Origin of the sequence: Ancylobacter crimeensis, assembly GCF_023016805.1 — a bacterium.
GTDB lineage: Bacteria > Pseudomonadota > Alphaproteobacteria > Rhizobiales > Xanthobacteraceae > Ancylobacter > Ancylobacter crimeensis.
The window spans coordinates 32,358-53,831 of record NZ_JALKCH010000011.1; the positions used below are offsets into that span (position 1 = coordinate 32,358).

Sequence of the window (21,474 nt, forward strand, 5' to 3'; positions counted from 1 at the left end):
AATGCTGCGCTTGGCGCTGGCGACGGATAGCGGATAACAGGGCGAGCGGGAGCATCGCGGCGAGGATGCCGGCAGCCTGGCCATGCCTACGCGCCTGAGGAGCCCCACGGGGCGATGACCGTCGCCCCATGGGACTGCGGTACGTCCCTCGCCTTCGACGGTGCCGGCAGCCGCATCATCGTTGCAGCGCCGGCGGAAGCCGGCGAGCGGGCCTCAGAGTCCCGCCTGCCGGTAGCCGGCCGGGTTGCGGCGGGCATGTTCCAGCACCGCCACATCGGGCAGGCCGTCCGGCACCAGCCCGGCGCGGATCTGGAAGTCGCGCACCGCATCGCGGGTCTTGGCGCCCATCACGCCGTCGGGCGTTCCCACCTCATAGCCCATGGAGGCGAGGCGCTGCTGAAGCTCGATGCGCTCGCCGCGCGCCAGCGGGCGCTGGTCGGCCGGCCACGGGGTCACGAAGGGATCGCCGCCGCGCAGCCGGTCGGCCAGATGGCCGATCGCAAGCGCATAGGCGTCTGCCGGATTGTAGGACAGCAGCGCCTTGAAATTGCCGGTCATCACGAAGGCCGGCCCTTCCGCCCCGGCGGGCAGCAACAGGTAGCCGGCTTCCGCTCCGTTCGCGAAGGGCCGGCCGGCGACCCGGCGCACGCCGAGAGAGGCCCATTCCGCCATCGGCTTCACGATGCTCTTGTCGGCGAGGCGATAGTCGAAGCCGCGCGGCAGCTGCACCTCGTAGCCCCAGCTCCGCCCCGCCACCCAGCCGCCGCGGCGCAGCTTGGCGCCGGTGGAGCCCATAGCGTCGGCCACCGAATCCACCACGTTGCGGTGCCCGTCGCCGTCGAAATCCACCGCGTCGCGCTGGAAGGCGGTCGGCATGAACTGGGTGAGGCCGAACGCCCCGGCCCAGGAGCCGCGCAGATGGCTCTCCGGGATGTCGCCACGATCCACGATCTGCAACGCGGCGACGAACTCGTCGCGGAAATAGGCCTGCCGCCGCCCGACGCAGGCCAGCGTCGCGGTGGCCTGCAGCACCGGATAGGTGCCGCGCACGGTGCCGTAATTGGTCTCGATGCCCCAGATCGCGGCGACGACATATTTGTCGACCCCATAGGTGCGCTCCACCGCCTCGAACACGGCGGCATTGGCGGTCATCGCCTCACGCCCGCGCTGGATGCGGGTGTCGGAGACCAGCGAGGTCACATAGTCGCCCGTGGTACGGGTGAACTCCGGCTGAGTGTCGAGCTTGGCCATGATCGACATGTCGGGCGTCAGCCCCGCCGTATAGGTGCGCACCCCTTGCGCCGAGACCCCGCGGGCGCGGGCCTTCTCGCCGAGTTCGGCCACGCAGCGCGGGAAATTGGCCTCCGCCGCGGCGAGGGCCTGCGGCTGCATCGCCGGATGGCTGGAGCGCACCGCCCGCGCGGGCGCAGGCTTGCGGGCCACGGGAATGCTGGCGGTACGCTCGGGCGCAAAATCGACGCCGCCGGAACAGGCCCCGAGCGTCAGCAGCACGGGCAGTACAAGCAACGCCCGCGCGGTGCGCGCGGCGACGCCTGCCCGAGGGCCCGTCAGGGCAGAGGTCCGCCGGCGAAGGCCGATCGCCCGATTACGCATGATACAGATCCCGACGCGAGTGCCTCGGTACATTACGAATGGTCAAGGTTGAGAAGCCGTTAAGCCGCTCCATCCATGCGGCGGATGAATGAGCCGGGCGTTGTCTTTGCATTGCGGGGTCTTTTAACCGCCACGCAACATGCACTAGTCTCCGGTGTCCGTTCGTCAGCGGCGCCGGGGGGCCCATGAACACATCTCGCGCCTTCCCTGCTCCGCGCCCGCACAACCGGCTCGGCCGTTCCCGGCATGACGGATCGAACGCTTTCCCTCCTCCCTGAAAGAGTGGCGTCTTCTTCCATGGCAAGTCCCATCCGCAAAGCCATCCTGCCCGTCGCCGGCCTCGGAACCCGCTTCCTGCCCGCCACCAAGGCGGTACCGAAGGAAATGCTGACCGTGGTCGACCGGCCGGTGGTTCAGCACGTGGTCGACGAGGCGCGCGCGGCCGGCATCGAGCACATCGTCTTCGTCACCGGCCGGAACAAGGGCGTGATCGAGGACCATTTCGACCGGCAATACGAGCTGGAGGCCACGCTGGCCGAACGCGGCAAGTACCAGTTGCTCGACGCCCTGCGCGACGAGACCATGGGCCCGGGCAAGACCAGCTTCACCCGTCAGCAGCTCCCGCTCGGCCTCGGTCACGCGGTGTGGTGCGCCCGCGACATCATCGGCGACGAGCCCTTCGCCCTGCTGCTGCCCGACATGCTGCACAAGTCGCGCAGCAACAAGGGCTGCCTCGCCCAGATGGTCGCGGCCTATGCCAAGACCGGCGGCGGCAACCACCTCGCGGTCTATGAGGTGCCCCCGGAACAGACCGATCAGTACGGCATCGTGGGCCTCGGCGAGGAAGTCGGCGCCGGCGTGCACCGGATCAGCGGCATGGTCGAGAAGCCCAAGAAGGACGTCGCCCCGTCCAACCTCGCCATTTCCGGTCGCTACATCCTGCAGCCGGAGATCTTCGACCTTCTCGCCAGCCAGGAGCGCGGCGCGGGCAACGAGATCCAGCTCACCGATTCCATGCTGAAGCTGGCGAAGAGCCAGGACTTCTACAGCGTCACCTTCGACGGCGCGATCTATGACTGCGGCTCGAAGCTCGGCTTCCTGATGGCGAACGTCGCCTATGCGCTGTCGCGCCCCGACATCGCCCGCGAGTTCCGCCCCGAGCTCGACGCCCTTCTCAAGGGCCAGTGAGCGTCCGGCACGACCAAGGAAAAAAGGGCGCCGCATGAGCGGCGCCCTTTGTGCTTTCAGAAGACGGCGGCCCTCAGGCCGCCCGCTCCGGAAAAGACGGCGGCTCTCAGGCCGCCTCTTCCACCGCCCCCGGCATCGCGTCGAACAGCAGGCCGTCGGCCCCCTTCTCCACCTTCACCAGATCGCCGTCCTTCACCGTACCGGCGAGGATGCGCCCGGCCAGCGGGTCCTGCACCAGCTTCTGCACCACGCGCTTCAGCGGGCGTGCGCCATAGGCCGGGTCGTAGCCTTTCTCGGCGAGGTATTCCCGCGCCTCCGGCGTGAGCTCGATGCGGATCTTCCGCTCGTCCAGCAGCTTGCGCAGCCGGGCGACCTGGATATCCACGATCGCGCCCATCTGTTCGCGCCGCAGCCGGTGGAACAGCACGATCTCGTCGATGCGGTTCAGGAATTCCGGCCGGAAGTGCGAGCGCACCACCGACATCACCTCCTCGCGCACCTCTTCCGTGTCCTCGCCATCCTTCTGGTTGACCAGGAACTCGGAACCGAGATTCGAGGTCATGATGATCAGCGTGTTGCGGAAGTCGACCGTGCGGCCCTGCCCGTCCGTCAGGCGCCCGTCGTCGAGCACCTGCAGCAGCACGTTGAACACGTCCGGGTGGGCCTTCTCCACCTCGTCGAACAGCACGACCTGGTAGGGCCGGCGCCGCACCGCCTCGGTCAGCGCGCCGCCCTCCTCATAACCGACATAGCCGGGAGGTGCGCCGATCAGCCGGGCCACCGCGTGCTTCTCCATGTATTCCGACATGTCGATGCGCACGAGGGCGGTGTCGTCGTCGAACAGGAACGCCGCCAGCGCCTTGGTCAGCTCCGTCTTGCCGACGCCGGTGGGGCCGAGGAACATGAAGGAGCCGATCGGCCGGTTGGGGTCCTGCAACCCCGCCCGGGCGCGACGCACCGCGGTCGAGACCGCTTCCACCGCCTCGCGCTGGCCGATGACGCGCCTGGCCAGCTCGTCCTCCATGCGCAGCAGTTTGTCCTTCTCGCCTTCCAGCATCTTGTCGATCGGCACGCCGGTCCAGCGGGAGACAACCTGAGCGACGTGGTCGGGCGTCACCGCCTCCTCCACCATGGCGCCGGCCTTCACCTCGTCGGCCAGTCCGCGCTTCTCCAGCTCGTCGAGCTTCTTCTCCAGCGCCGGGATGGTGCCATAGGCGAGCTCGCCCGCCTTCTGGTACTCGCCGGAACGCTGGGCGATGGCGAGGTCGGCGCGCGCCTTCTCGAGATCGCTCTTCACCTTCTGGGCGTCGCCGAGCTTCTCCTTCTCCGCCTTCCAGCGGGAGGTGAGCGCGGAGGACCGCTCCTCGAGGTCGGCCAGCTCCTTCTCCAGCTTCTTCAGCCGGTCCTTCGAGCCCGCATCGCTCTCCTTCTTCAGCGCCTCCTGCTCGATGCGCAGGCGCACGATCTCGCGGTCGATCGAATCCAGCTCCTCGGGCTTGGAATCGACCTGCATGCGCAGCCGCGAGGCCGCCTCGTCGACGAGGTCGATCGCCTTGTCGGGCAGGAAACGGTCGGTGATGTAGCGGTTCGACAGCGTCGCCGCCGCGACCAGCGCGGAATCGGTGATGCGCACGCCGTGATGCAGCTCGTACTTCTCCTTGATGCCGCGCAGGATGGAGATGGTGTCCTCCACCGTCGGCTCGTTGACGAAGACAGGCTGGAAGCGGCGGGCGAGCGCCGGGTCCTTCTCGACATGCTTGCGGTACTCGTCGAGCGTGGTCGCACCGACGCAGTGCAGCTCGCCGCGCGCCAGCGCCGGCTTCAGCAGATTGGAGGCGTCCATCGCGCCGTCGGTCTTGCCGGCGCCGACGAGGGTGTGCATCTCGTCGATGAACAGGATGATCCCGCCCTCGGCCGCCTCGACCTCGGAGAGCACGCTCTTCAGCCGCTCCTCGAACTCGCCGCGATATTTCGCCCCGGCGATCAGCGAGCCCATGTCGAGCGCGAGCAGGCTCTTGTCCTTCAGGCTCTCCGGCACGTCGCCATCGACGATGCGCAGCGCCAGTCCCTCGACGATGGCCGTCTTGCCGACGCCGGGCTCGCCGATGAGCACAGGGTTGTTCTTGGTGCGCCGCGACAGCACCTGGATGGTGCGGCGGATCTCCTCGTCGCGGCCGATCACCGGGTCGAGCTTGCCCTCGCGGGCCGCCTCGGTGAGGTCGCGGGCATATTTCTTCAGCGCATCATAGGCGTTCTCGGCCGTCGCGCTGTCCGCGGTGCGGCCCTTGCGCAGCGTTTCGATCGCCGTATTGAGCTTCTGAGCGGTGACGCCGGCCTTGGCGAGGATCTTGCCCGCTTCGCTGTCCTTCTCCAGCACCAGCGCGAGCAGCAGCCGCTCGACGGTCACATAGCCGTCGCCGGCCTTCTTCGCGGCCTTCTCGGCGGCCTCGAAGACGCGCGCCGTGGTCGGCGCGAGATAGACCTGCCCCGCGCCCGAGCCCTGAACCTTGGGCAGCTTGTTCAGAGCCGCCTCGGTCTCCGCCAGCACGAGGCGCGGATCACCGTCGGCGCGGCGGATCAGGCCGGCGCACAGGCCTTCCGGGTCGTCGAGCAGCACCTTCAGAAGATGGTCGGGGGTGAACTGCTGGTGGCCCTCACGCAAGGCGAGCGCCTGCGCCGACTGAACGAATCCGCGTGCCCGATCGGTATAGATCTCGAAATTCATGGGTACATGCCTCCTGGCCCCTCGCTCGCCCTCCCCTGAGGCGCGAACGGTCATTCGGGACAGCGGCGCCCGTATCCCGACCGCCGCGGCGGGCCCCCGAAGGCAACCCGCCTTACGCCAATGTAGTGTGGCCGATCGGCAACGGAAGGGCTTCGGAGTCGATCGGACGCAATTCTCTCAGGCGGTAGCCCGATCGGGTCCGGCCTCGGCCGTTTCCGGCCCGCCCTCTGACCCGCCGGGGCAGCCGCCGATGAGATAGGCCCCCGCCGCGAGCGCGGCCACCCCGCCCAGCACGAGAAAGGCCGCCGGATAGCCGAAGCCCTGCGCTACGCCGCCCCCGAGCAGGGTGGAGAAGGAGGCGCCGATGCCTTGCGCGGTCATCACGAAGCCGAGGCCGAGATTGAAGCGGCCGGACCCCTTCAGGATGCGCGCGGTGACGCCGGGCGTCGCTACGCCGAGCAGCCCCGCGCCCACACCGTCGAGCATCTGCACGGGGATCACGCCCCAGTAGACATCATAATGCACCGCCGCCGCCGCGATGACGCCACGCACCGGCAGGGCGGCGAGCGCGAGCAGCAGCACCAGACGGTAGCCTTGCCGCTGTGCCAGCTTCGCCGCCAGCAGCGCCATGGGGATCATGGTCGCCTGCGCCACCACCACGGTCAGCGCGGTGAAGGCGCTGGGATCGACCCCCGCGCGCGCCACCATGGCCTGCCCGAACAGCGGCAGCATCGCGCCATTGCCGAGGTGAAACAGGCCGAAGGTGATGGCAGCGGTGATCAGCGCCGGCTCGCGCAGAAGAGCGAGAATGCCCTCGCGGCCGGGCTTCGAAGCACCGTCCTTGGCGCCTCCCTCCGCCTGCGCCGTCCCGCCGCGCGCTGCCGGATGCTCCGTCTTCGAGGCTGCGCCGCGCGCCGCCTCATGGTCGATGGCGTCCGCCGGGATCATCAGCACCGAGATCGCGGCGAAGAACGCCATGCCGGCCATCAGCGCGAACACCGCCGGCAGGCCGAGCCACCAGCCCAGCACGCCGGCCAGCACCGCGGCGAGGATGTTGCCGGCGTGGTTGAACGCCTCGTTGACGCCGAGCTGGTGGTCGAATCCCGCCGGTCCGACAAGGCCGAGCGTGAGCCCGGCGATGGCCGGCAGCAGCACCGCAGCGGCGATGCCGTTCACCGCCTGCGCCAGCGCCACCGTCGGGAAGTTGGGGAACAGCAGGATCGCGAAGGAGGCGATGATGACGACCGCCGAGCCGGCCACGATGATGGCGCGCTTGGCCCGGCTGGCATCCACCAGCGCGCCCATCGGCATGGTCGCGATCATGCCGGCGAGCCCGCCAATGGTCATGACGAGGCCGATCTCGGAGGGGCTCCAGTGCTTCTCCTGCAGGAACACCCCGAGAAACGGCCCGAGCCCGTCCCGCACATCCGAGAGGAACAGGTTCAGCGCGGCCAGCGCCGCGAGCGGCGTTGCGAAGGCCACCGGGTTCGGCGCGGCGGGTGCGGAGGTCGCGGCAGGCATGAGGGGACCCGTGACGATGGCGGCGCAGCTAGAAGCCGGCCGGGGCGCGCGGGTTCCCTCGCCCCCGGCGCGAACCCGCCGAAACCGCCCTCAGCCCGGCCGGCCGGCCAGCATCATGTAGTTGACCGCCATGTCCGAGGAGCGGCGCCATTCATTGGTCAGCGGGTTGAAGACCACGCCCTGCCGATCGAGCACCGTGAGCCCTGCCGCCTCCAGCGCCGCGGAAAGCTCCTCGGGCGTCACGAACTTCCGCCAGTCATGCGTGCCGCGCGGCAGCCAGCCCAGCACATATTCCGCCCCCACCACCGCGAGCGCGAAGGCGCGCTTCGTCCGGTTCAGCGTCGCCGCCGCCATCAGCCCGCCGGGCTTCACCATCTCGCCCGCACGGGCGAGGAACAGCGGCACGTCCGCGACATGCTCCACCACCTCCATCGCCAGCACGACGTCGAAGCGGGCGCCGCTATCGGCAAGGTCCTCGGCGGTGACGGCGCGATAGGTGAGGTCGAGTCCTGAGCCCTCGGCATGGGCCGCGGCGATTCGCACATTCCTCTCGGCCGGCTCAATGCCGGTCACGCTCGCCCCCATGCGCGCCAGCGGCTCGGACAAAAGCCCACCGCCGCAGCCGATGTCGAGGATCGAGAGCCCGGAAAGCGGGCGCAGCGCGCGGGGGTCACGCCCGAAATGGGCGCAGACATGCTCGCGCAGCCAGCCGAGGCGCACCGGGTTGAAACGGTGCAGCACCGCCATCTTGCCGTTGGGGTTCCACCATTCCTCGGCGAGGCGGGCGAAGCGCTCCACCTCGGCGGGGTCGACCGTGCTGCGCGCGTGCGCCGTCTCGGCGCCGGTACCGGCGGCATTCGACATGATTGTCCCCGTGAAGTGTTTCCAAGCTGCGGATCGGTGCGCCCCCGCCGTTGCGGGCCGGGCGCGACGCCAGTATGTATACGCGCCTTTCGGCCGGGGGGACCCCTCCCCGCCGATCAAACGACACGTCGCCGCTGTTTTCCGCACTACGGTTTTCCCCGCTTACGGTTTTTCCCCCATGGCACGTCTGGTGATGAAGTTCGGCGGCACGTCCGTCGCGAACGTGGAGCGCATTCGCAACGTCGCGCGCCACGTCAAACGCGAGGTCGAGGCCGGCCACCAGGTCGCCGTGGTGGTCTCGGCGATGTCCGGCAAGACCAACGAGCTCGTCGGCTGGTGCCGCGAGGCCTCGGTCCTGCACGATCCGCGCGAATATGACGCCATCGTCGCCTCGGGCGAGCAGGTGACGTCGGGCCTGCTGGCCATCGTGCTGCAGGACATGGGCATCCCGGCCCGCTCCTGGCAGGGCTGGCAGCTCCCCATTTCCACCGACGACGCCCATGGCTCCGCCCGCATCCTCGACGTGAACGGCGACGCGCTGGTCGCCGGCATGGAGAATGGCGGCGAAGTCGCGGTGATCGCCGGCTTCCAGGGCGTGAACCTCGCCACCGGGCGCATCGCCACGTTGGGGCGCGGGGGCTCCGACACCAGCGCGGTGGCGGTCGCCGCCGCCATCAAGGCCGACCGCTGCGACATCTACACCGATGTCGACGGCGTCTACACCACCGATCCCCGCATCGTCCCGAGGGCGAAGCGGCTGGACAAGATCGCGTTCGAGGAAATGCTGGAAATGGCCTCGCTGGGGGCCAAGGTGCTTCAGGTGCGCTCGGTCGAGCTCGCCATGGTGCACAAGGTGCGCACCTTCGTGCGCTCCAGCTTCACCGACCCGGACGCGCCCGAACTCAAGACCGCGGGCGACCCGCCCGGCACGCTGATTTGCGACGAGGAGGAAATCGTGGAGAGTGAAGTCGTCACCGGCATCGCCTTCGCCCGGGACGAGGCGCAGGTCAGCATCCGCCGCGTGCCGGACAAGCCGGGCATCGCTGCGAGCGTCTTCGTGCCGCTGGCCGAGGCGAACATCAATGTCGACATGATCGTTCAGAACATCTCGGCGGAAGGTTTCACCGACATCACCTTCACGGTGCCGACCGCCGATTTCGAGCGTGCCAAGGCGACGCTGGCGGCGGTGAAGTCCGAGGTCGGCTTCGAGACCATCGAGGGCGCCACCGACGTGGTGAAAATCTCGATCATCGGAATCGGCATGCGCTCGCATGCAGGCGTTGCGGCGAAAGCGTTCAAGGCGCTGTCGGAGCGCGCGATCAATATCCGCGCCATCTCGACCTCCGAGATCAAGATTTCGATCCTGATCGACGCGGCCTACACTGAGCTTGCGGTGAGGACTCTGCATTCGATATACGGGCTCGATGCCTGAGCGTGCCGGTCCGCAGATCGGCCGTCCCTCGCCGGGGCCTGCGCCGCGAAACGGGAACGGGAGACGGCGCCTCACGGCGGCGTGTATTGAAACGATGCCGTCTGGCGTCGTGATGTGAAAGACGCCGGCCCGGATGTCGCACGACGTCGGGCCCCGGCACACTGGAACGACACCGGGCGGCGACCATGCCGCCGGCGTCGGGGGCAATCAGGGACGGCACGAGCGATCAGCCCGTGCCCCTTCATCCACTCCGGGTTGAGCTATAGTCCCGGAAACCGAGGACGGCCGATGCGAGGCGCTCTCGGCGGCCCCCGCGTGCTTCTGAGGCGGCTCCGCGAAGTCATGGCGGAGCCGGTGAGCGCGCAGGACCGCCTCGACAAGATCGTGGTTCTCATCGCGGCCAACATGGTGGCCGAGGTGTGCTCGATCTATGTGCTGCGCGTGGACGGCACGCTCGAACTCTATGCCACGGAAGGCCTGAACCGCAGCGCGGTCCACCTGACCGTCATGCGGATCGACGAGGGCCTCGTCGGCACCGTGGCGCGCGAAGCCGAATCGATCAGCCTCTCCAACGCCCAGGCGCATCCGGCCTTCTCCTATCGCCCCGAGACGGGCGAGGAGATCTACCACTCCTTCCTCGGCGTCCCGATCCTGCGCGCGGGCAACACGCTGGGCGTGCTGGTGGTGCAGAACCGCGCCCACCGCACCTACACCGAGGAGGAGGTCGAGGCGCTGCAGACCACCGCCATGGTGCTGGCCGAGATCATCGCCTCCGGCGAACTGACCTCGCTGGCCACCCCCGGCGCGGAGCCCGCGGCGCGCCGGCCCGTGCACATCAAGGGTCTCGGCCTGTCGGACGGCATCGGGCTCGGCAAGGTGGTGCTCCACGAGCCACGCATCGAGGTCATCAAGATCGTCGCCGACGACGTGCCGGGCGAGCTTGCCCGCCTCGACACCGCGATCGAGACCATGCGCAGCTCGATCGACACGCTGCTGGAGGACGAGGGCGTCGCCCGCGTCGGCGAGCACCGCGAGATTCTCGAAGCCTACCGCATGTTCGCCCATGACCGCGGCTGGATCGCCCGGATGCGCGAGGCGGTGATGACCGGCCTCACCGCCGAAGGCGCGGTGGAGCGGGTGCAGTCCGATACCCGCGCCCGCATGCTGCGCATGACGGATCCCTATCTGCGCGAGCGGATGCACGATCTCGACGACCTCGCCAACCGGCTGCTGCGCCAGCTCACCGGGCGGGCCGGCGGGCCGGAGCATCCGGAGCTGCCGGACGACGCCATCATCGTCGCCCGCAACATGAGCCCGGCGGCGCTGCTCGACTATGACCACACCCGCATCCGCGGCCTCGTGCTGGAGGAAGGTGCGGCGACCAGCCATCTCACCATCGTCGCCCGCGCGCTCGGCATCGCCGCGGTCGGCCATGTGGAGAACGTGGTCGGCCTCGCCGATCCGGGCGATGCGATGATCGTGGACGGCGTCGGCGGCGAGGTGCATCTGCGCCCGCCGGCGGATGTCGAGGCGCTCTACCAGGAGAAGGTCCGCTTCCGCGCCCGGCTGCTGGAGCAATATGCCGCGCTGCATGACCTGCCGACCGTGACCCGCGACGGCGTGGCGCTCGAGCTGCACCTCAATGCCGGCCTGCTGGTGGACCTGCCGCATATCGAGGAGACCGGCGCGGCCGGCATCGGCCTGTTCCGCACCGAACTCCAGTTCATGATCGCCTCCGCCTTCCCGCGCACCAATGAGCAGCTCCGGCTCTACCGCGCGGTGCTGGACGCGGCGGGCGAGCGCCCCGTGGTGTTCCGTACCCTCGACATCGGCGGCGACAAGGTGCTGCCCTACATGCGCGCGGTGGAGGAAGAGAACCCCGCGCTCGGCTGGCGCGCCATCCGTCTCGGCCTCGACCGGCCGGGCCTGCTGCGCAGCCAGATCCGCGCCATGCTGAAGGCTGCAACCGGCCGCGAGCTGCGCGTCATCTTCCCGATGGTCTCGGTGGTGGACGAGTTCGACAAGGCCCGCCACATCGTCGAGCGCGAGCTGACCCATCTGCGCCGCCACGGCCACGGCCTGCCCGAGCGGGTGCTGGTCGGGGTGATGCTGGAGGTTCCTTCGCTGCTGTTCCAGCTCGACGAGCTGCTGGCGCGGGTCGATTTCATCTCGGTCGGCTCCAACGATCTGGTTCAGTTCCTGTTCGCCACCGATCGCGGCAATCCGCGGGTGGCGGAGCGCTTCGATCCGCTCTCGCCGCCGGCCCTGCGCGCGCTGAAGCTGGTGGCCGACGCCGCCAACCGGCACGGCAAGCCGGTGACGCTGTGCGGCGAGCTCGCCTCCCGTCCGCTGGAGGCGCTGGCGCTCGCCGCCATCGGCTATCGAAAGCTCTCCGTCTCGCCGGCCTCCTTCGGCCCGGTCAAGGCGATGCTGCGCGAACTCGATCTTTCCGCCGCCGCCGCACTGGTCGAGCCCCTGCTGGCCGACGGCGCGAGCCCGGCTTCGATCCGTCCCCGGCTTTCCGCCTTCGCCGAGGCGACCGGCCTGCCCTTGTAGCGCCATGCTCCCCGATGCCCGCCTCGACCAGCTTCTCGCGCGCCATGCCGAGATCGAACATGCGCTGTCCGGCAGCCCGGACGCGGAGTCTTTCGTGCGTCTGTCGCGCGAATTCGCCGAGCTGTCCCCGCTCATCGACCGGGTGAAGGCGCTGCGCAGCGCCGAGCGCCAGCTCACCGAGGCCCGCACCCTCGCGCTCGACGCCGCGGGCGAGCCCGAAATGGCCGCGCTCGCCGCCGAGGAGGTCGCCGCGCTGGAGACCCAGGTCGAGGCGCTGGGCCACGAGGTGCGGCTCGCTCTGCTGCCCAAGGACGCGATGGACGAGCGCGGCGTCATCCTCGAAGTGCGCGCCGGTACCGGCGGCGACGAGGCCGCCCTGTTCGCCGGCGATCTGTTCCGCATGTATGAGCGCTTCGCCGGGCTGAACGGCTGGTCGGTGGAGGTGCTCTCGCTCAGCGAAGGCACCGCCGGCGGCTACAAGGAAATCATCGCCGCCCTGCACGGGCGGGGCGCCTATGCGAAGCTGAAATTCGAATCCGGCGTGCACCGCGTGCAGCGCGTGCCGGAAACCGAGGGCTCCGGCCGCATCCACACCTCCGCCGCCACCGTCGCGGTGCTGCCGGAGGTGGAGGAAGTCGATATCGACATCGACGAGGGCGACCTCAGGATCGACGTGTTCCGCGCCTCCGGCGCCGGCGGTCAGCATGTGAACAAGACCGAGAGCGCGGTGCGCATCACCCATCTGCCGAGCGGCGTGGTGGTGGCGGTGCAGGACGAGCGCTCCCAGCACAAGAACAAGGCCCGCGCCATGGCCCTGCTGCGCGCCCGGCTCTATGAGGGCGAGCGCGAGAAGCGCGACAGCGCCCGCGCCGCCAACCGCAAGCTTCAGGTCGGTTCCGGCGACCGCTCCGAGCGTATCCGCACCTATAATTTCCCGCAGGCCCGGGTCACCGACCACCGCATCGGCCTCACCTTGCACAAGCTGCCCGAGATTCTCGCCGGCGATGGGCTGGGCGAACTGGTCGACGCGCTGGTGACCGAGCACCAGGCCGCCCTGCTCGCCGAGGCCGAAGGGCTCGATAGAGGCGCGGCGTGAACGGGGACGGGGGTGAATCCCGGGCGCCGGCGACCCGTGCCGCCCTGCTTCGCAGCGCCGCCGACCGATTCGCTGCCGCCGGCATCCCCGAGCCCGCCCGCGAGGCTCGCCTCATCGTGAAGGCCGCCCTCGGCCTGACCGACGCCGACCTGATCGCGCGCGGCGACGCAGGCGTCGAGGCTGGACTCATCACCCACCTCACTGCACTCATCGGCCGCCGTTGCAACGGCGAGCCGCTGGCCCGCCTGACCGGGCAACGCGAGTTCTGGAGCCTGCCGCTCGCCCTCGCCCCGGAGACGCTGGTGCCGCGCCCGGAAACAGAGATTCTGGTGGAGGTCGCCCTCGCCGCCTTCCCCGACAGGGCCGCACGACTGCGCATTCTCGACCTCGGCACCGGCAGCGGCGCCATCCTCGCCGCCCTGCTGAGCGAGCGCCCCAATGCCGTCGCGATCGGCGTGGACCGCTCCGAAGGCGCCGCGCGACAGGCACGCAATAATCTGGAAACGCTGGGCTTTTCGGGCCGTTTCGGCATTATCGTCAGCGAATGGGGGGAAGCGCTGGAGGCCCGTTTCGACCTCGTCGTCTCGAACCCGCCCTACATCGTGAGCGCCGATATCGACGCGCTGGAGCGCGAGGTGCGCGAACACGACCCGCGCCTCGCCCTCGACGGCGGCGCCGACGGCCTCGACGCCTACCGCGCCATTGCGAGCGCCCTGCCGTCCCTCCTCGCCCCCGGCGGCCGCGCGGTGCTGGAACTCGGCATCGGCCAGGAAGCCGCCGTCGCCACTCTGCTGGAAGCCCAGGGCCTCCCCCCCGAGGGCCCCGCCCGCCCCGACCTCGCCGGCATACCCCGTGCCCTTCTCACCACAGCCATGCCGGTTCTACCGTCCTGCAGCAAAAAAAGGCTTGGAACGCCATCGCGAACCGATTAGTGTCGCCTTCAGGAATCGACCTGACGCTCCATCTGTCAAAACATAGGCGCTGCAACCACATCCCGATCGAGCCCGTGCTCGTGATGTGTGTGCGGAAGATGTTGATAGAACACCGTTTTTCTGCGGTGTCGGAGCCTGAAAGGCGAATGCTTCACCGGGTTTGTCGCGGACGGCTTTGCAGGTGCGCGACGAAACATGGGGTCGGCCGCTGCGCTGGTCGCGCGTGCCGAAGGATCGATCTGCGTGCTCCAGTCGGCCTTGGCCGGCCAGCGGCGGTCGCAACGCATCTCAGGATGCATTCCCATGGCAAGAGGTCCGATGGTCGGCGGAACCGGCAAGCCGCTCCGGGCGCGAAGAGCCCCGGCGGGAGGTCGTCCGGCGTCACCCGCGGACAGCAAGTGCCCTGACGTTCGGCTCATTCATCGGGAATGAGCGCGGAGCGCCAGAACCCAGACAAGGCGATTGACACGCCTGTGCCATTTCCCCGGCGGGAACGCCGGCACGGCAAGGGCCCCAGAGATCAGCTCGATGCGAAATAACAATCAGCAGAAGCGTATGCGTGGCCGCAACAATAATAATCGTCGCAGCCAGAATCCGCTTACGCGTGTCTATGAGTCGAACGGCCCCGATGTGAAGGTGCGCGGCACGGCCCATCATATCGCGGAAAAATATCACCAGCTCGCCCGCGACGCGCAGGCCTCCGGCGACCCCGTCGCCGCGGAAAACTACCTGCAGCACGCCGAGCACTATTACCGGATCATTGCCGCCGCGCAGGCGCAGTTCGGCGTTCAGGGCCAGCCCTTCCAGCGGCCGGACGAGGACGAGGACGACTTCGATCTGGAAGAGGCCGGCGCCTCGGGCAACCAGGGCTTCGGCCAGAACGGCGAGAGCCAGCCCTACCAGCAGAACGCCCGCGAGGGCGGCCATGGACGCGAGAATCGCGAGTTCCAGCCACGCGAGCAGAACAGCTCGCGCGAGAACGGTCGCGACGGCCAGCATCGGCGCGAGCGCGACAATCGGGACCGCGACAACCGCGATCGCAACCAGCGCGACAACCGCGAGGGTGGCGACCAGCCCCGTGAGTTCCGCGACCGCGAGGCGCGTGAACCTCGTGAGCCCCGCGAGAACCGGGAGCCGCGCGAGAATCGGTGGCAGCGCAATCGCGCCCAGCGCGAGCAGAACGAGGCCGCGGAAAGCGCCTATCGCGACCCCGCCCAGCAGCCGCAGCCCGTGCTCGGCCCGCAGCCGGCCTTCGCCTCGGAGAGTGGCGATATCGGCCTGCCCGCCTTCATCACCCAGGGCGGAACAACGCCGGCCGCAACGCCGCCTGCCCCGCCCGCTCCTGCGCCCACCCGTGGCCGCGCCGCGGCGGCGGCCGCTGCAGCAGCGGCTGCCGCAGCAGCTGCCGCAGCAGCAGCTCCCACCACATCGGAGCCGGTCGTACCTGTTCCTGCCGAGGCCCCCGTCGCTCCCGCCGAATCTGCCCTGGCGACCGAGGCTGCGGAAGGCGCCGATGGCGATGCCAAGCCCCGCGCGACGCGCCGACGCCGCTATCGCCGGACCGACAAGGCCGAGGATGGCGCCCCGGAAGCCGCTCCCGCCGAAGTCGGCGAGTGAGGCAGGCCGGCGCGTTCGCTGGCCCGATCCGCCGGAATATCAAGTCGACGAAATCCGGAGCTCCTCAAAGAGCCCCGGATTTTTATTGGCTCGATCGACGTAGAATGAAGGGACGCAAGCCTGTCCCTCGTCGCGCGGCAAGACAGGGCTCATCGACCCGGCGAGCGTCATGAACGAGCATGGGCGCGACCAGTCCCTGGCCGTCCATCGGACATCCGGTGCGTGGGTGCTTAGGCTTCAGCCGGCGAAGCGAACCGGATCCCGTTCGGAGATCACGCCGCCGCTCACCACCTCCGCGAACACCCCGCAGTCGACATTCCCGAAGGTGCGCATCAGCGTCCCGGGAATGTCCATGTCGCGCCGCCCGGTGGACGGGTCGACATTGGTCGCGGCGCAGCGGTCGATCCGCTCCGTGACACGCAGCTTCACCCCGTTGCCGACACTGATGGTATGGCCGATCAGGTCGAACTCCTCCCAGGGCTCCAGCCCTTGAAGGTAGAGGTTGGCACGGAACCGCAGCGGGTCCACCGGCATGCCGATTTCCTCGCCAAGCGCCCGGCAGCTCGCCAGATTGACGAGCGAGACGAAGCCGCGCGGGGTGTCCACGAAACGGAAATCCGGGCTCGGACTCTCCAGCAAATGCGGGGCGCCGCGGAGCTGGTACCGCATGAAGCGCTGGAAGAATTCCTCGACCTCGAGCCGCCCCTCGGGGGTGCGCAGATCGGCGCGCACGCCTTCCTCCCCCTCGTGCCGGATGACGAGGATGCCGGTCTCGGCCTCATAGCGCGTCTGCAGCGCGGCGAGGCGCTCATTGCGCATCAGCATGAGGAACTTGATCTTCGGCTGGAACACCGGCGCCGCCGGATCGAAGCCGGACGGCCCGTTCTCGATCGCGAACAGGCGGTCGCCGGGCACATAGGCCCCCGCCTCCAGTTCCACCGCGTCAAGCCGCTCGGGCGACAGGCCCTTGACCGGATAGCGATAAATGCCGGCAATGGTCGCGAACGGCTCGGAAAACAGATCATCCTCGCCCTCTGCGGCAACCAAGCCGGACGGCGGGTCCATTACAACCTCGGGAGCGGCGTCCTCGCCGCTGCTCTCCGCGAGGACTTCCTCCACACCCGTTTCGGAAGGGCCGGTCTCCTGCATGGGCTGATCCTCGGCGGGGTTCGCCGCCGGAATGTCCGCGGCCGGGCCAGAGGTCGGCGCGGCGTCCCCATGGGTCTGGGGCTCCTCCGGAGTGCCGATCGGCATATCGGGCGATTCGCTCATGGCTCGCACTCTATAGGCTGACGCGCGCCGCGTCAGCCTCGCAGAAAACGCCCCGCATCGGCCACATTGCGACGCACCATTGAAGGTGGATGGCGGGCGCGGGAACCCTTTTCATCGCCGGCCGAATCCGTGTTCAATGGCGTCCGATGCTTCGCTGGCCATGCTGGCGAGATGCCGGGAACCGATGGAGGCCCGCATGCCGCGGCTTTTCACCGCCCTCGAGATTCCACGGGAGATCGCGGGTCCGCTCGCCATGCTGCGGGGCGGCATACCCGGCGCGCGCTGGATAGACCCCGAATTCTACCACGTCACCCTGCGCTTCATCGGCGATGTCGACTACGCGGTCGCCCGCGATGTGGCCGCCGCGCTGGACGAGGTCGAACGCTTCGGCTTCGAGATCGGTATCGACGGGGTGGACCAGTTCGGCAATCACAAGCCACGCGCCATCTTCGCCGCGGTGAAGCCGAATTCGGCATTGATCGAACTCCAGGCCGAGCAGGAGCGGCTGATGAAACGCGTCGGCCTGCCGCCGGAAGGGCGGAACTACAAGCCCCACATCACCCTCGCCCGCCTGCGCAACACGCCGCCGCGGCAGGTCGCCGATTATCTGTCACTGCGTGGCTATTTCCGCAGCCCAAATTTCGAGGTGCCGCGCTTCGTGCTGTTCTCCTCGCGCGATTCGGTCGGCGGCGGGCCCTACACTCTCGAAGCCAGCTACCCGCTGATGTGAGCAGGACCGCCCCTTCCTCTTGCGGAAGCGAAAAGCCGGGGCCATTTGCGAAGGCGTGGAGGGACCGCCAATGGTCGCAGCGCCTTTTGACACGATGACGGACGGCACCGGAGCGGAAAGCGCAGGCACCGACGAAGCCAAAGTGCGCGCCGGCTTCTGGAAGAAGATGGCGGCCCATGCGACGCACATCCCCTTCGCTGCGGACATCACGGCCGCCTATTACTGCGCGCTCGACAAGGACACGCCATTCCGCGTGCGGGCGGCGCTGTTCGGTGCCCTGGCCTATTTCATCCTGCCCATCGATTCGGTGCCGGACTTCCTGCCTTTCGTGGGCTTCACCGACGATGCCGCCGTGCTCGCCACGGCGCTGAACCTGCTCGCCGGCCATATCGCACCACGGCACAGGGAGGCTGCGGAAGCGGCACTGGCCCGGCTTCGCGGCAGCGCGGACGCCCTCTGAGCAGCAGAAGAGCCTGCCCGGGCTGCTGCGCACCGTCTCGTGATGAACGTTGCCTTGTCATCGACCCGTTCGGAAAATATCAGCTTCCCCATGGGCGGAAAGACACGCATTCACGCGACAGATCGAACGGTGGGTTCACAGCGACGAAATGGCCGGATATCCCTTATCGCATGATTGGGAATCGTCGGCATCGTCCTGCTACCGAACCAGAAAATCGGGGGAGATCCAGAATGGCACGATCGCTCGTGCGCGCCGCTCTCACCAGCATGGCGCTTATCCTTGGCAGCGGCGCTTTCGGCGCGGCCGAGGCAGCACCGAAGCTGGTCACTCAGATCGGTGACTGGGGAGTTTATCTGGACACCAGCGGATCGGGAAAGATCTGCTATGCGCTGTCCCAGCCCAAGACGCGCGCGCCGGAGGGCCTCAAGCGCGACCCGGCCTATTTCTTCATCAGCACCCGCACGGCGGAGAATGTGAAGAACGAGATCAGCGTGATCGCCGGCTTTGCCCTCAAGGAGGGTTCCGACGCGACGCTGACGATCGGCGCCAACAGCTTCACGCTCTATACCCGCGACACCGGAGCCTGGGTGCGCAACGTGGCGGAGGAAGCGCGTGTGGTGGATGCGGTGCGCAAGGGCCAGAGCGTCGTGGTGAAGACCACCTCGAAGCGCGGCAATGTTACGACAGACACCTATTCGCTGAACGGCGTCTCGGCTGCGATCGATCGCGCGGCGCAGGAATGCCGTTGAAGCTCTGGACTTGATGGGCAGGCGCGCGCAGGCGCGCTCCGCCCGTCTTTTCGAGTGCCGTGCAGGGTCCGACACAGGGTCGACGCGCCGCATTGACGCACGAGGTCGCGATGTCCGTTGAAATCCGCCTGATTCCCTGCCTCTCGGACAATTACGCCGTGCTGCTGCGCGACCCTGTGACCGAAGCGGTCGCAGTGGTCGATGCACCGGAGGAGGGTCCGATCCTAAGGGCGCTCGACGCCGAAGGCTGGACGCCGACCCATATCCTCGTCACCCATCACCACACCGATCACATCGCCGGCGTACTGGCGCTGAAGGAACGCTTCGGCGCGACGGTTATCGGACCCAAAGCCGAGGCCGACACCATTCCGGGCCTCGATTTTGCCGTGGTCGACGGCGATCCGGTGGCGGTGGGCTCTCTGGTGGGACGCGTGATGGAAACGCCGGGCCACACGCGCGGACATATCGTGTTCCTGTTCCCCGAGCAGGGACTTCTGTTCAGCGGCGACACGCTGTTCGCCATGGGCTGTGGCCGGCCGTTCGAATGCCCCCCGCCGGTTCTGTGGGAATCGCTGCTGCGCCTGCGCGCCCTGCCCGACGAGATCGTGGTCTATTGCGGCCACGAATACACGCTCTCGAATGCCCGGTTTGCCCGCAGCGTCGAGCCGGACAATGCGGCCCTCGCCACGCGTCTCGCTGAGGTCGAGGCCCTGCGCGCGAAGGATCTGCCGACCGTGCCGACCACCATCGGCGCGGAGAAAGCCACCAATCCGTTTCTCCACGCCGACGATCCCGAGCTTGCCGCCCGTATCGGCCTGCCTGGAGCCGCGTCGGGCGCCGTCTTCACCCACCTGCGCGAACTGAAGAACAGCTTCCGGGGGTGATGACGGCATGTCGGATGCGCCCCCGACCCCGTCCCTTAACGGTCTTTCCGCCGCCGAGATCGTGACGCGTCTCGCGCTTGAACCCCATCCCGAAGGCGGGCACTTCCGCGAAACCTTCCGCGATCCGCACCGGCTCGTGGATGGACGTGCCGCCTCGACCGCGATCTTCTTCCTGCTGGCTGCGGGGGAGCGCTCGCACTGGCATCGCGTGCTCGATGCGGTGGAGGTCTGGCACTGGTATGCCGGCGCCCCGTTGCGCCTCAGCCTTGCCGGGAGTGACCAAGGGCCGATCACTGATCACTGGGTCGGACCGGACATCCTCAATGGTGCCCTGCCCCAGTTGGTCGTACCGCGCGGGGCATGGCAGGCGGCGGAAAGCCTCGGGGACTGGACACTGGTCGGCTGCACCGTGGCTCCCGGCTTCGAATTTGCCGGCTTCGAATTGGCCGCGCCCGGCTGGTCGCCCGGCGGCTGAAGGCCTCAGGCCTTTCGCCCGAGAAGCGTCGCGACACCGGCACCCCCGACGATGAGCAGGCAGGCAAGCGCGAGCGGCCAGCTGGCGTCGGCATAACCGGCCAGCACCAGTAGCAGCGTCGACAGCACCGGCGCGGCATAGGAGGCGACGCCCAGCAGGCGGATGTCGCCGCGCTTCATGCCGATGTCCCAGGTATAGAAGGCAATGCCCACCGGCCCGAGGCCGAGGCCGAGCACCGCGAGCCATTCGGTGCGCCCCTGCGGCCAGATCGCGGGCTCAAAGGCCACATGGCACAGCGCGGAGAGCGCGGCGGTCGCGAGGCAGAACCCCGCGACAGCCTCCGTCGGCACGCCTTGGAAGCGGCGCGCCAGCACCGAATAACCGGACCACAGAAAGGCGCAGAGCAACGCCGCTGCATAACCTGGCAGATAGCGCGCATCGAAGCCGAAACCGCCGGCCTTGGCACCCAGCAGCACGACCGTGCCGGCCAGCCCCAGCAGAGCGCCGACGATGTGGGCCGGCCGCAGTCGCTCGCCGGGCAGCAGTGCCGAAAGAAGCACGATGAGCAGCGGCCACAGATAGGCGATCAACCCCGCTTCAGCCGGTGGCGCCAGCTTCAGCGCGGAAAAATAGAAGAAGTGATAGCCGAACAGCCCTCCGACGCCATGCAGCCAGACCGGCCAGGGCTGGCTGAGCACCGACAGCCCCACCCCGCGCGCCAGCGCCGCGCCGATCCCCACCGCACCGCCGATGGTGAAGGTGAGCGCGGTGAGCAGAAAGGGCGGCACCTTGCCGGTGGCGGACGTCGCCAACGCCAGAGTTGCCCACAGCAGGATCGCGGAGAATCCGATGAAGGTGGCGGTCGTGCGGGACGGGGAAACGGACATGAGGGCACCGCTTGAGGTGCCCCCTTATGGCCCGCGCACGTCCGGACGCCAATGAAAAATCCGCCAGCCCGCCACCAGCGGATAGTGCCCTCGCCGCATGCCTGCATCGCGCTACCTGGAAGGGCGTCGCCATATCTTACCGGAGCTGCAGAATGACGCATCGTCGCCTTGCGAACGCCGCCCACGTGAGCCGCACCCTGTCGCTCGCCGCCTTCGGTGCGGCAGCCTTCATCACCGCGGCGGTGGCGCAGCCCCCGGGCGCGCAGATCAGTATCGACGATGCCCTGCGCATTGCCCGCCAGAGCGGCCTCGCAACCATCACCAAGATCGAGCGCGACCATCGGAAATGGGAGGCGGAAGGGCGTGACGGATCAGGCCATCGCATCGAACTCGACATCGACGCGACAAGCGGTGCTGTGCTGAAGACCGAACGCAAGTGACGACCCGGCGCCCGAATGGGCGCCGGGTCGTC

18 protein-coding genes are annotated in these 21,474 nt (G+C 68.6%); 12 read left to right on the forward strand and 6 right to left on the reverse strand.

From position 1 onward, the window contains the following. Positions 1 to 213 precede the first annotated feature (213 nt). Positions 214 to 1,614: a lytic murein transglycosylase gene (locus MWN34_RS15950; protein WP_247030306.1), complete on the reverse strand. Its 1,401-nt coding sequence runs from the start codon at positions 1,612 to 1,614 to the stop codon at positions 214 to 216. A 297-nt stretch (positions 1,615 to 1,911) separates the two neighbouring features. On the opposite strand from MWN34_RS15950, the gene galU reads away from it, so the two are divergent. Next, a complete protein-coding gene (galU, locus tag MWN34_RS15955) occupies positions 1,912 to 2,802 on the forward strand; it encodes a UTP--glucose-1-phosphate uridylyltransferase GalU (RefSeq protein WP_247030307.1) in 891 nt (296 codons plus the stop codon). Positions 2,803 to 2,908: 106 nt separating this feature from the next. Here galU and clpB read toward each other — a convergent pair whose 3' ends face one another. The 3 genes from clpB to ubiG all read right to left on the reverse strand — a co-directional run bounded on the left by clpB (position 2,909) and on the right by ubiG (position 7,912). Beyond that, complete coding sequence (clpB, locus tag MWN34_RS15960; RefSeq protein ID WP_247030308.1) at positions 2,909 to 5,527, reverse strand: ATP-dependent chaperone ClpB; 2,619 nt, start codon at positions 5,525 to 5,527, stop codon at positions 2,909 to 2,911. A 177-nt stretch (positions 5,528 to 5,704) separates the two neighbouring features. Then, positions 5,705 to 7,048 carry an MFS transporter gene (locus tag MWN34_RS15965; RefSeq protein WP_247030309.1) on the reverse strand — a complete coding sequence of 448 codons (1,344 nt, stop codon included), beginning with the start codon at positions 7,046 to 7,048 and terminating at the stop codon, positions 5,705 to 5,707. 90 nt (positions 7,049 to 7,138) lie between these two features. Continuing rightward, positions 7,139 to 7,912, reverse strand: a complete 774-nt coding sequence (gene ubiG / locus MWN34_RS15970) for a bifunctional 2-polyprenyl-6-hydroxyphenol methylase/3-demethylubiquinol 3-O-methyltransferase UbiG (RefSeq protein WP_247030310.1) — start codon at positions 7,910 to 7,912, stop codon at positions 7,139 to 7,141. A 178-nt stretch (positions 7,913 to 8,090) separates the two neighbouring features. Here ubiG and MWN34_RS15975 point away from each other — a divergent pair, with 178 nt between their 5' ends. The 5 genes from MWN34_RS15975 (at position 8,091) to MWN34_RS15995 (ending at position 15,545) form a co-directional block, all read left to right on the forward strand. Continuing rightward, positions 8,091 to 9,344, forward strand: coding sequence for an aspartate kinase (locus MWN34_RS15975; RefSeq protein WP_247030311.1), 1,254 nt, complete (start codon positions 8,091 to 8,093; stop codon positions 9,342 to 9,344). A gap of 288 nt (positions 9,345 to 9,632) precedes the next feature. Further along, a complete protein-coding gene (gene ptsP / locus MWN34_RS15980) occupies positions 9,633 to 11,900 on the forward strand; it encodes a phosphoenolpyruvate--protein phosphotransferase (protein WP_247030312.1) in 2,268 nt (755 codons plus the stop codon). 4 nt (positions 11,901 to 11,904) lie between these two features. Continuing rightward, on the forward strand, positions 11,905 to 12,996 hold the full coding sequence (gene prfA / locus MWN34_RS15985) for a peptide chain release factor 1 (protein WP_247030313.1): 1,092 nt from the start codon (positions 11,905 to 11,907) through the stop codon (positions 12,994 to 12,996). After that, a complete protein-coding gene (gene prmC, locus MWN34_RS15990) occupies positions 12,993 to 13,928 on the forward strand; it encodes a peptide chain release factor N(5)-glutamine methyltransferase (protein WP_247030314.1) in 936 nt (311 codons plus the stop codon). Before prfA ends, prmC begins: the two co-directional genes overlap by 4 nt. A gap of 528 nt (positions 13,929 to 14,456) precedes the next feature. Next, positions 14,457 to 15,545, forward strand: coding sequence for a DUF4167 domain-containing protein (locus MWN34_RS15995; protein WP_247030315.1), 1,089 nt, complete (start codon positions 14,457 to 14,459; stop codon positions 15,543 to 15,545). A 237-nt stretch (positions 15,546 to 15,782) separates the two neighbouring features. Here MWN34_RS15995 and MWN34_RS16000 read toward each other — a convergent pair whose 3' ends face one another. Further along, positions 15,783 to 16,610 carry an MOSC domain-containing protein gene (locus MWN34_RS16000; protein ID WP_247030395.1) on the reverse strand — a complete coding sequence of 276 codons (828 nt, stop codon included), beginning with the start codon at positions 16,608 to 16,610 and terminating at the stop codon, positions 15,783 to 15,785. 403 nt (positions 16,611 to 17,013) lie between these two features. On the opposite strand from MWN34_RS16000, the gene thpR reads away from it, so the two are divergent. The 5 genes from thpR to MWN34_RS16025 all read left to right on the forward strand — a co-directional run bounded on the left by thpR (position 17,014) and on the right by MWN34_RS16025 (position 20,115). Next, positions 17,014 to 17,547 (forward strand): RNA 2',3'-cyclic phosphodiesterase, encoded by a 534-nt coding sequence (thpR, locus tag MWN34_RS16005; RefSeq protein ID WP_247030316.1) that lies wholly within the window; start codon positions 17,014 to 17,016, stop codon positions 17,545 to 17,547. A 70-nt stretch (positions 17,548 to 17,617) separates the two neighbouring features. Continuing rightward, on the forward strand, positions 17,618 to 18,007 hold the full coding sequence (locus MWN34_RS16010) for a YkvA family protein (protein ID WP_425532132.1): 390 nt from the start codon (positions 17,618 to 17,620) through the stop codon (positions 18,005 to 18,007). A 230-nt stretch (positions 18,008 to 18,237) separates the two neighbouring features. Continuing rightward, a complete protein-coding gene (locus MWN34_RS16015) occupies positions 18,238 to 18,756 on the forward strand; it encodes an invasion associated locus B family protein (RefSeq protein WP_247030317.1) in 519 nt (172 codons plus the stop codon). A gap of 110 nt (positions 18,757 to 18,866) precedes the next feature. Then, positions 18,867 to 19,640 (forward strand): hydroxyacylglutathione hydrolase, encoded by a 774-nt coding sequence (gloB, locus tag MWN34_RS16020; RefSeq protein ID WP_247030318.1) that lies wholly within the window; start codon positions 18,867 to 18,869, stop codon positions 19,638 to 19,640. 7 nt (positions 19,641 to 19,647) lie between these two features. Next, on the forward strand, positions 19,648 to 20,115 hold the full coding sequence (locus MWN34_RS16025; protein WP_247030319.1) for a cupin domain-containing protein: 468 nt from the start codon (positions 19,648 to 19,650) through the stop codon (positions 20,113 to 20,115). Between the two features lie 5 nt (positions 20,116 to 20,120). On the opposite strand, the gene yddG is transcribed toward MWN34_RS16025, so the two are convergent. Then, complete coding sequence (gene yddG, locus MWN34_RS16030; protein ID WP_247030320.1) at positions 20,121 to 21,002, reverse strand: aromatic amino acid exporter YddG; 882 nt, start codon at positions 21,000 to 21,002, stop codon at positions 20,121 to 20,123. A 152-nt stretch (positions 21,003 to 21,154) separates the two neighbouring features. On the opposite strand from yddG, the gene MWN34_RS16035 reads away from it, so the two are divergent. After that, positions 21,155 to 21,442 (forward strand): PepSY domain-containing protein, encoded by a 288-nt coding sequence (locus MWN34_RS16035; protein WP_247030321.1) that lies wholly within the window; start codon positions 21,155 to 21,157, stop codon positions 21,440 to 21,442. Positions 21,443 to 21,474 lie beyond the last annotated feature (32 nt).

Coding starts and splice junctions, on each gene's coding strand:
- MWN34_RS15950 (WP_247030306.1), bottom strand. CDS start 1,614: ATGCGTAATCGGGCGATCGGCCTTCGCCGGCGGACCTCTGCCCTGACG.
- galU (WP_247030307.1), top strand. CDS start 1,912: ATGGCAAGTCCCATCCGCAAAGCCATCCTGCCCGTCGCCGGCCTCGGA.
- clpB (WP_247030308.1), bottom strand. CDS start 5,527: ATGAATTTCGAGATCTATACCGATCGGGCACGCGGATTCGTTCAGTCG.
- MWN34_RS15965 (WP_247030309.1), bottom strand. CDS start 7,048: ATGCCTGCCGCGACCTCCGCACCCGCCGCGCCGAACCCGGTGGCCTTC.
- ubiG (WP_247030310.1), bottom strand. CDS start 7,912: ATGTCGAATGCCGCCGGTACCGGCGCCGAGACGGCGCACGCGCGCAGC.
- MWN34_RS15975 (WP_247030311.1), top strand. CDS start 8,091: ATGGCACGTCTGGTGATGAAGTTCGGCGGCACGTCCGTCGCGAACGTG.
- ptsP (WP_247030312.1), top strand. CDS start 9,633: ATGCGAGGCGCTCTCGGCGGCCCCCGCGTGCTTCTGAGGCGGCTCCGC.
- prfA (WP_247030313.1), top strand. CDS start 11,905: ATGCTCCCCGATGCCCGCCTCGACCAGCTTCTCGCGCGCCATGCCGAG.
- MWN34_RS15995 (WP_247030315.1), top strand. CDS start 14,457: ATGCGAAATAACAATCAGCAGAAGCGTATGCGTGGCCGCAACAATAAT.
- MWN34_RS16000 (WP_247030395.1), bottom strand. CDS start 16,610: ATGGACCCGCCGTCCGGCTTGGTTGCCGCAGAGGGCGAGGATGATCTG.
- thpR (WP_247030316.1), top strand. CDS start 17,014: ATGCCGCGGCTTTTCACCGCCCTCGAGATTCCACGGGAGATCGCGGGT.
- MWN34_RS16010 (WP_425532132.1), top strand. CDS start 17,618: ATGGTCGCAGCGCCTTTTGACACGATGACGGACGGCACCGGAGCGGAA.
- MWN34_RS16015 (WP_247030317.1), top strand. CDS start 18,238: ATGGCACGATCGCTCGTGCGCGCCGCTCTCACCAGCATGGCGCTTATC.
- gloB (WP_247030318.1), top strand. CDS start 18,867: ATGTCCGTTGAAATCCGCCTGATTCCCTGCCTCTCGGACAATTACGCC.
- MWN34_RS16025 (WP_247030319.1), top strand. CDS start 19,648: ATGTCGGATGCGCCCCCGACCCCGTCCCTTAACGGTCTTTCCGCCGCC.
- yddG (WP_247030320.1), bottom strand. CDS start 21,002: ATGTCCGTTTCCCCGTCCCGCACGACCGCCACCTTCATCGGATTCTCC.
- MWN34_RS16035 (WP_247030321.1), top strand. CDS start 21,155: ATGACGCATCGTCGCCTTGCGAACGCCGCCCACGTGAGCCGCACCCTG.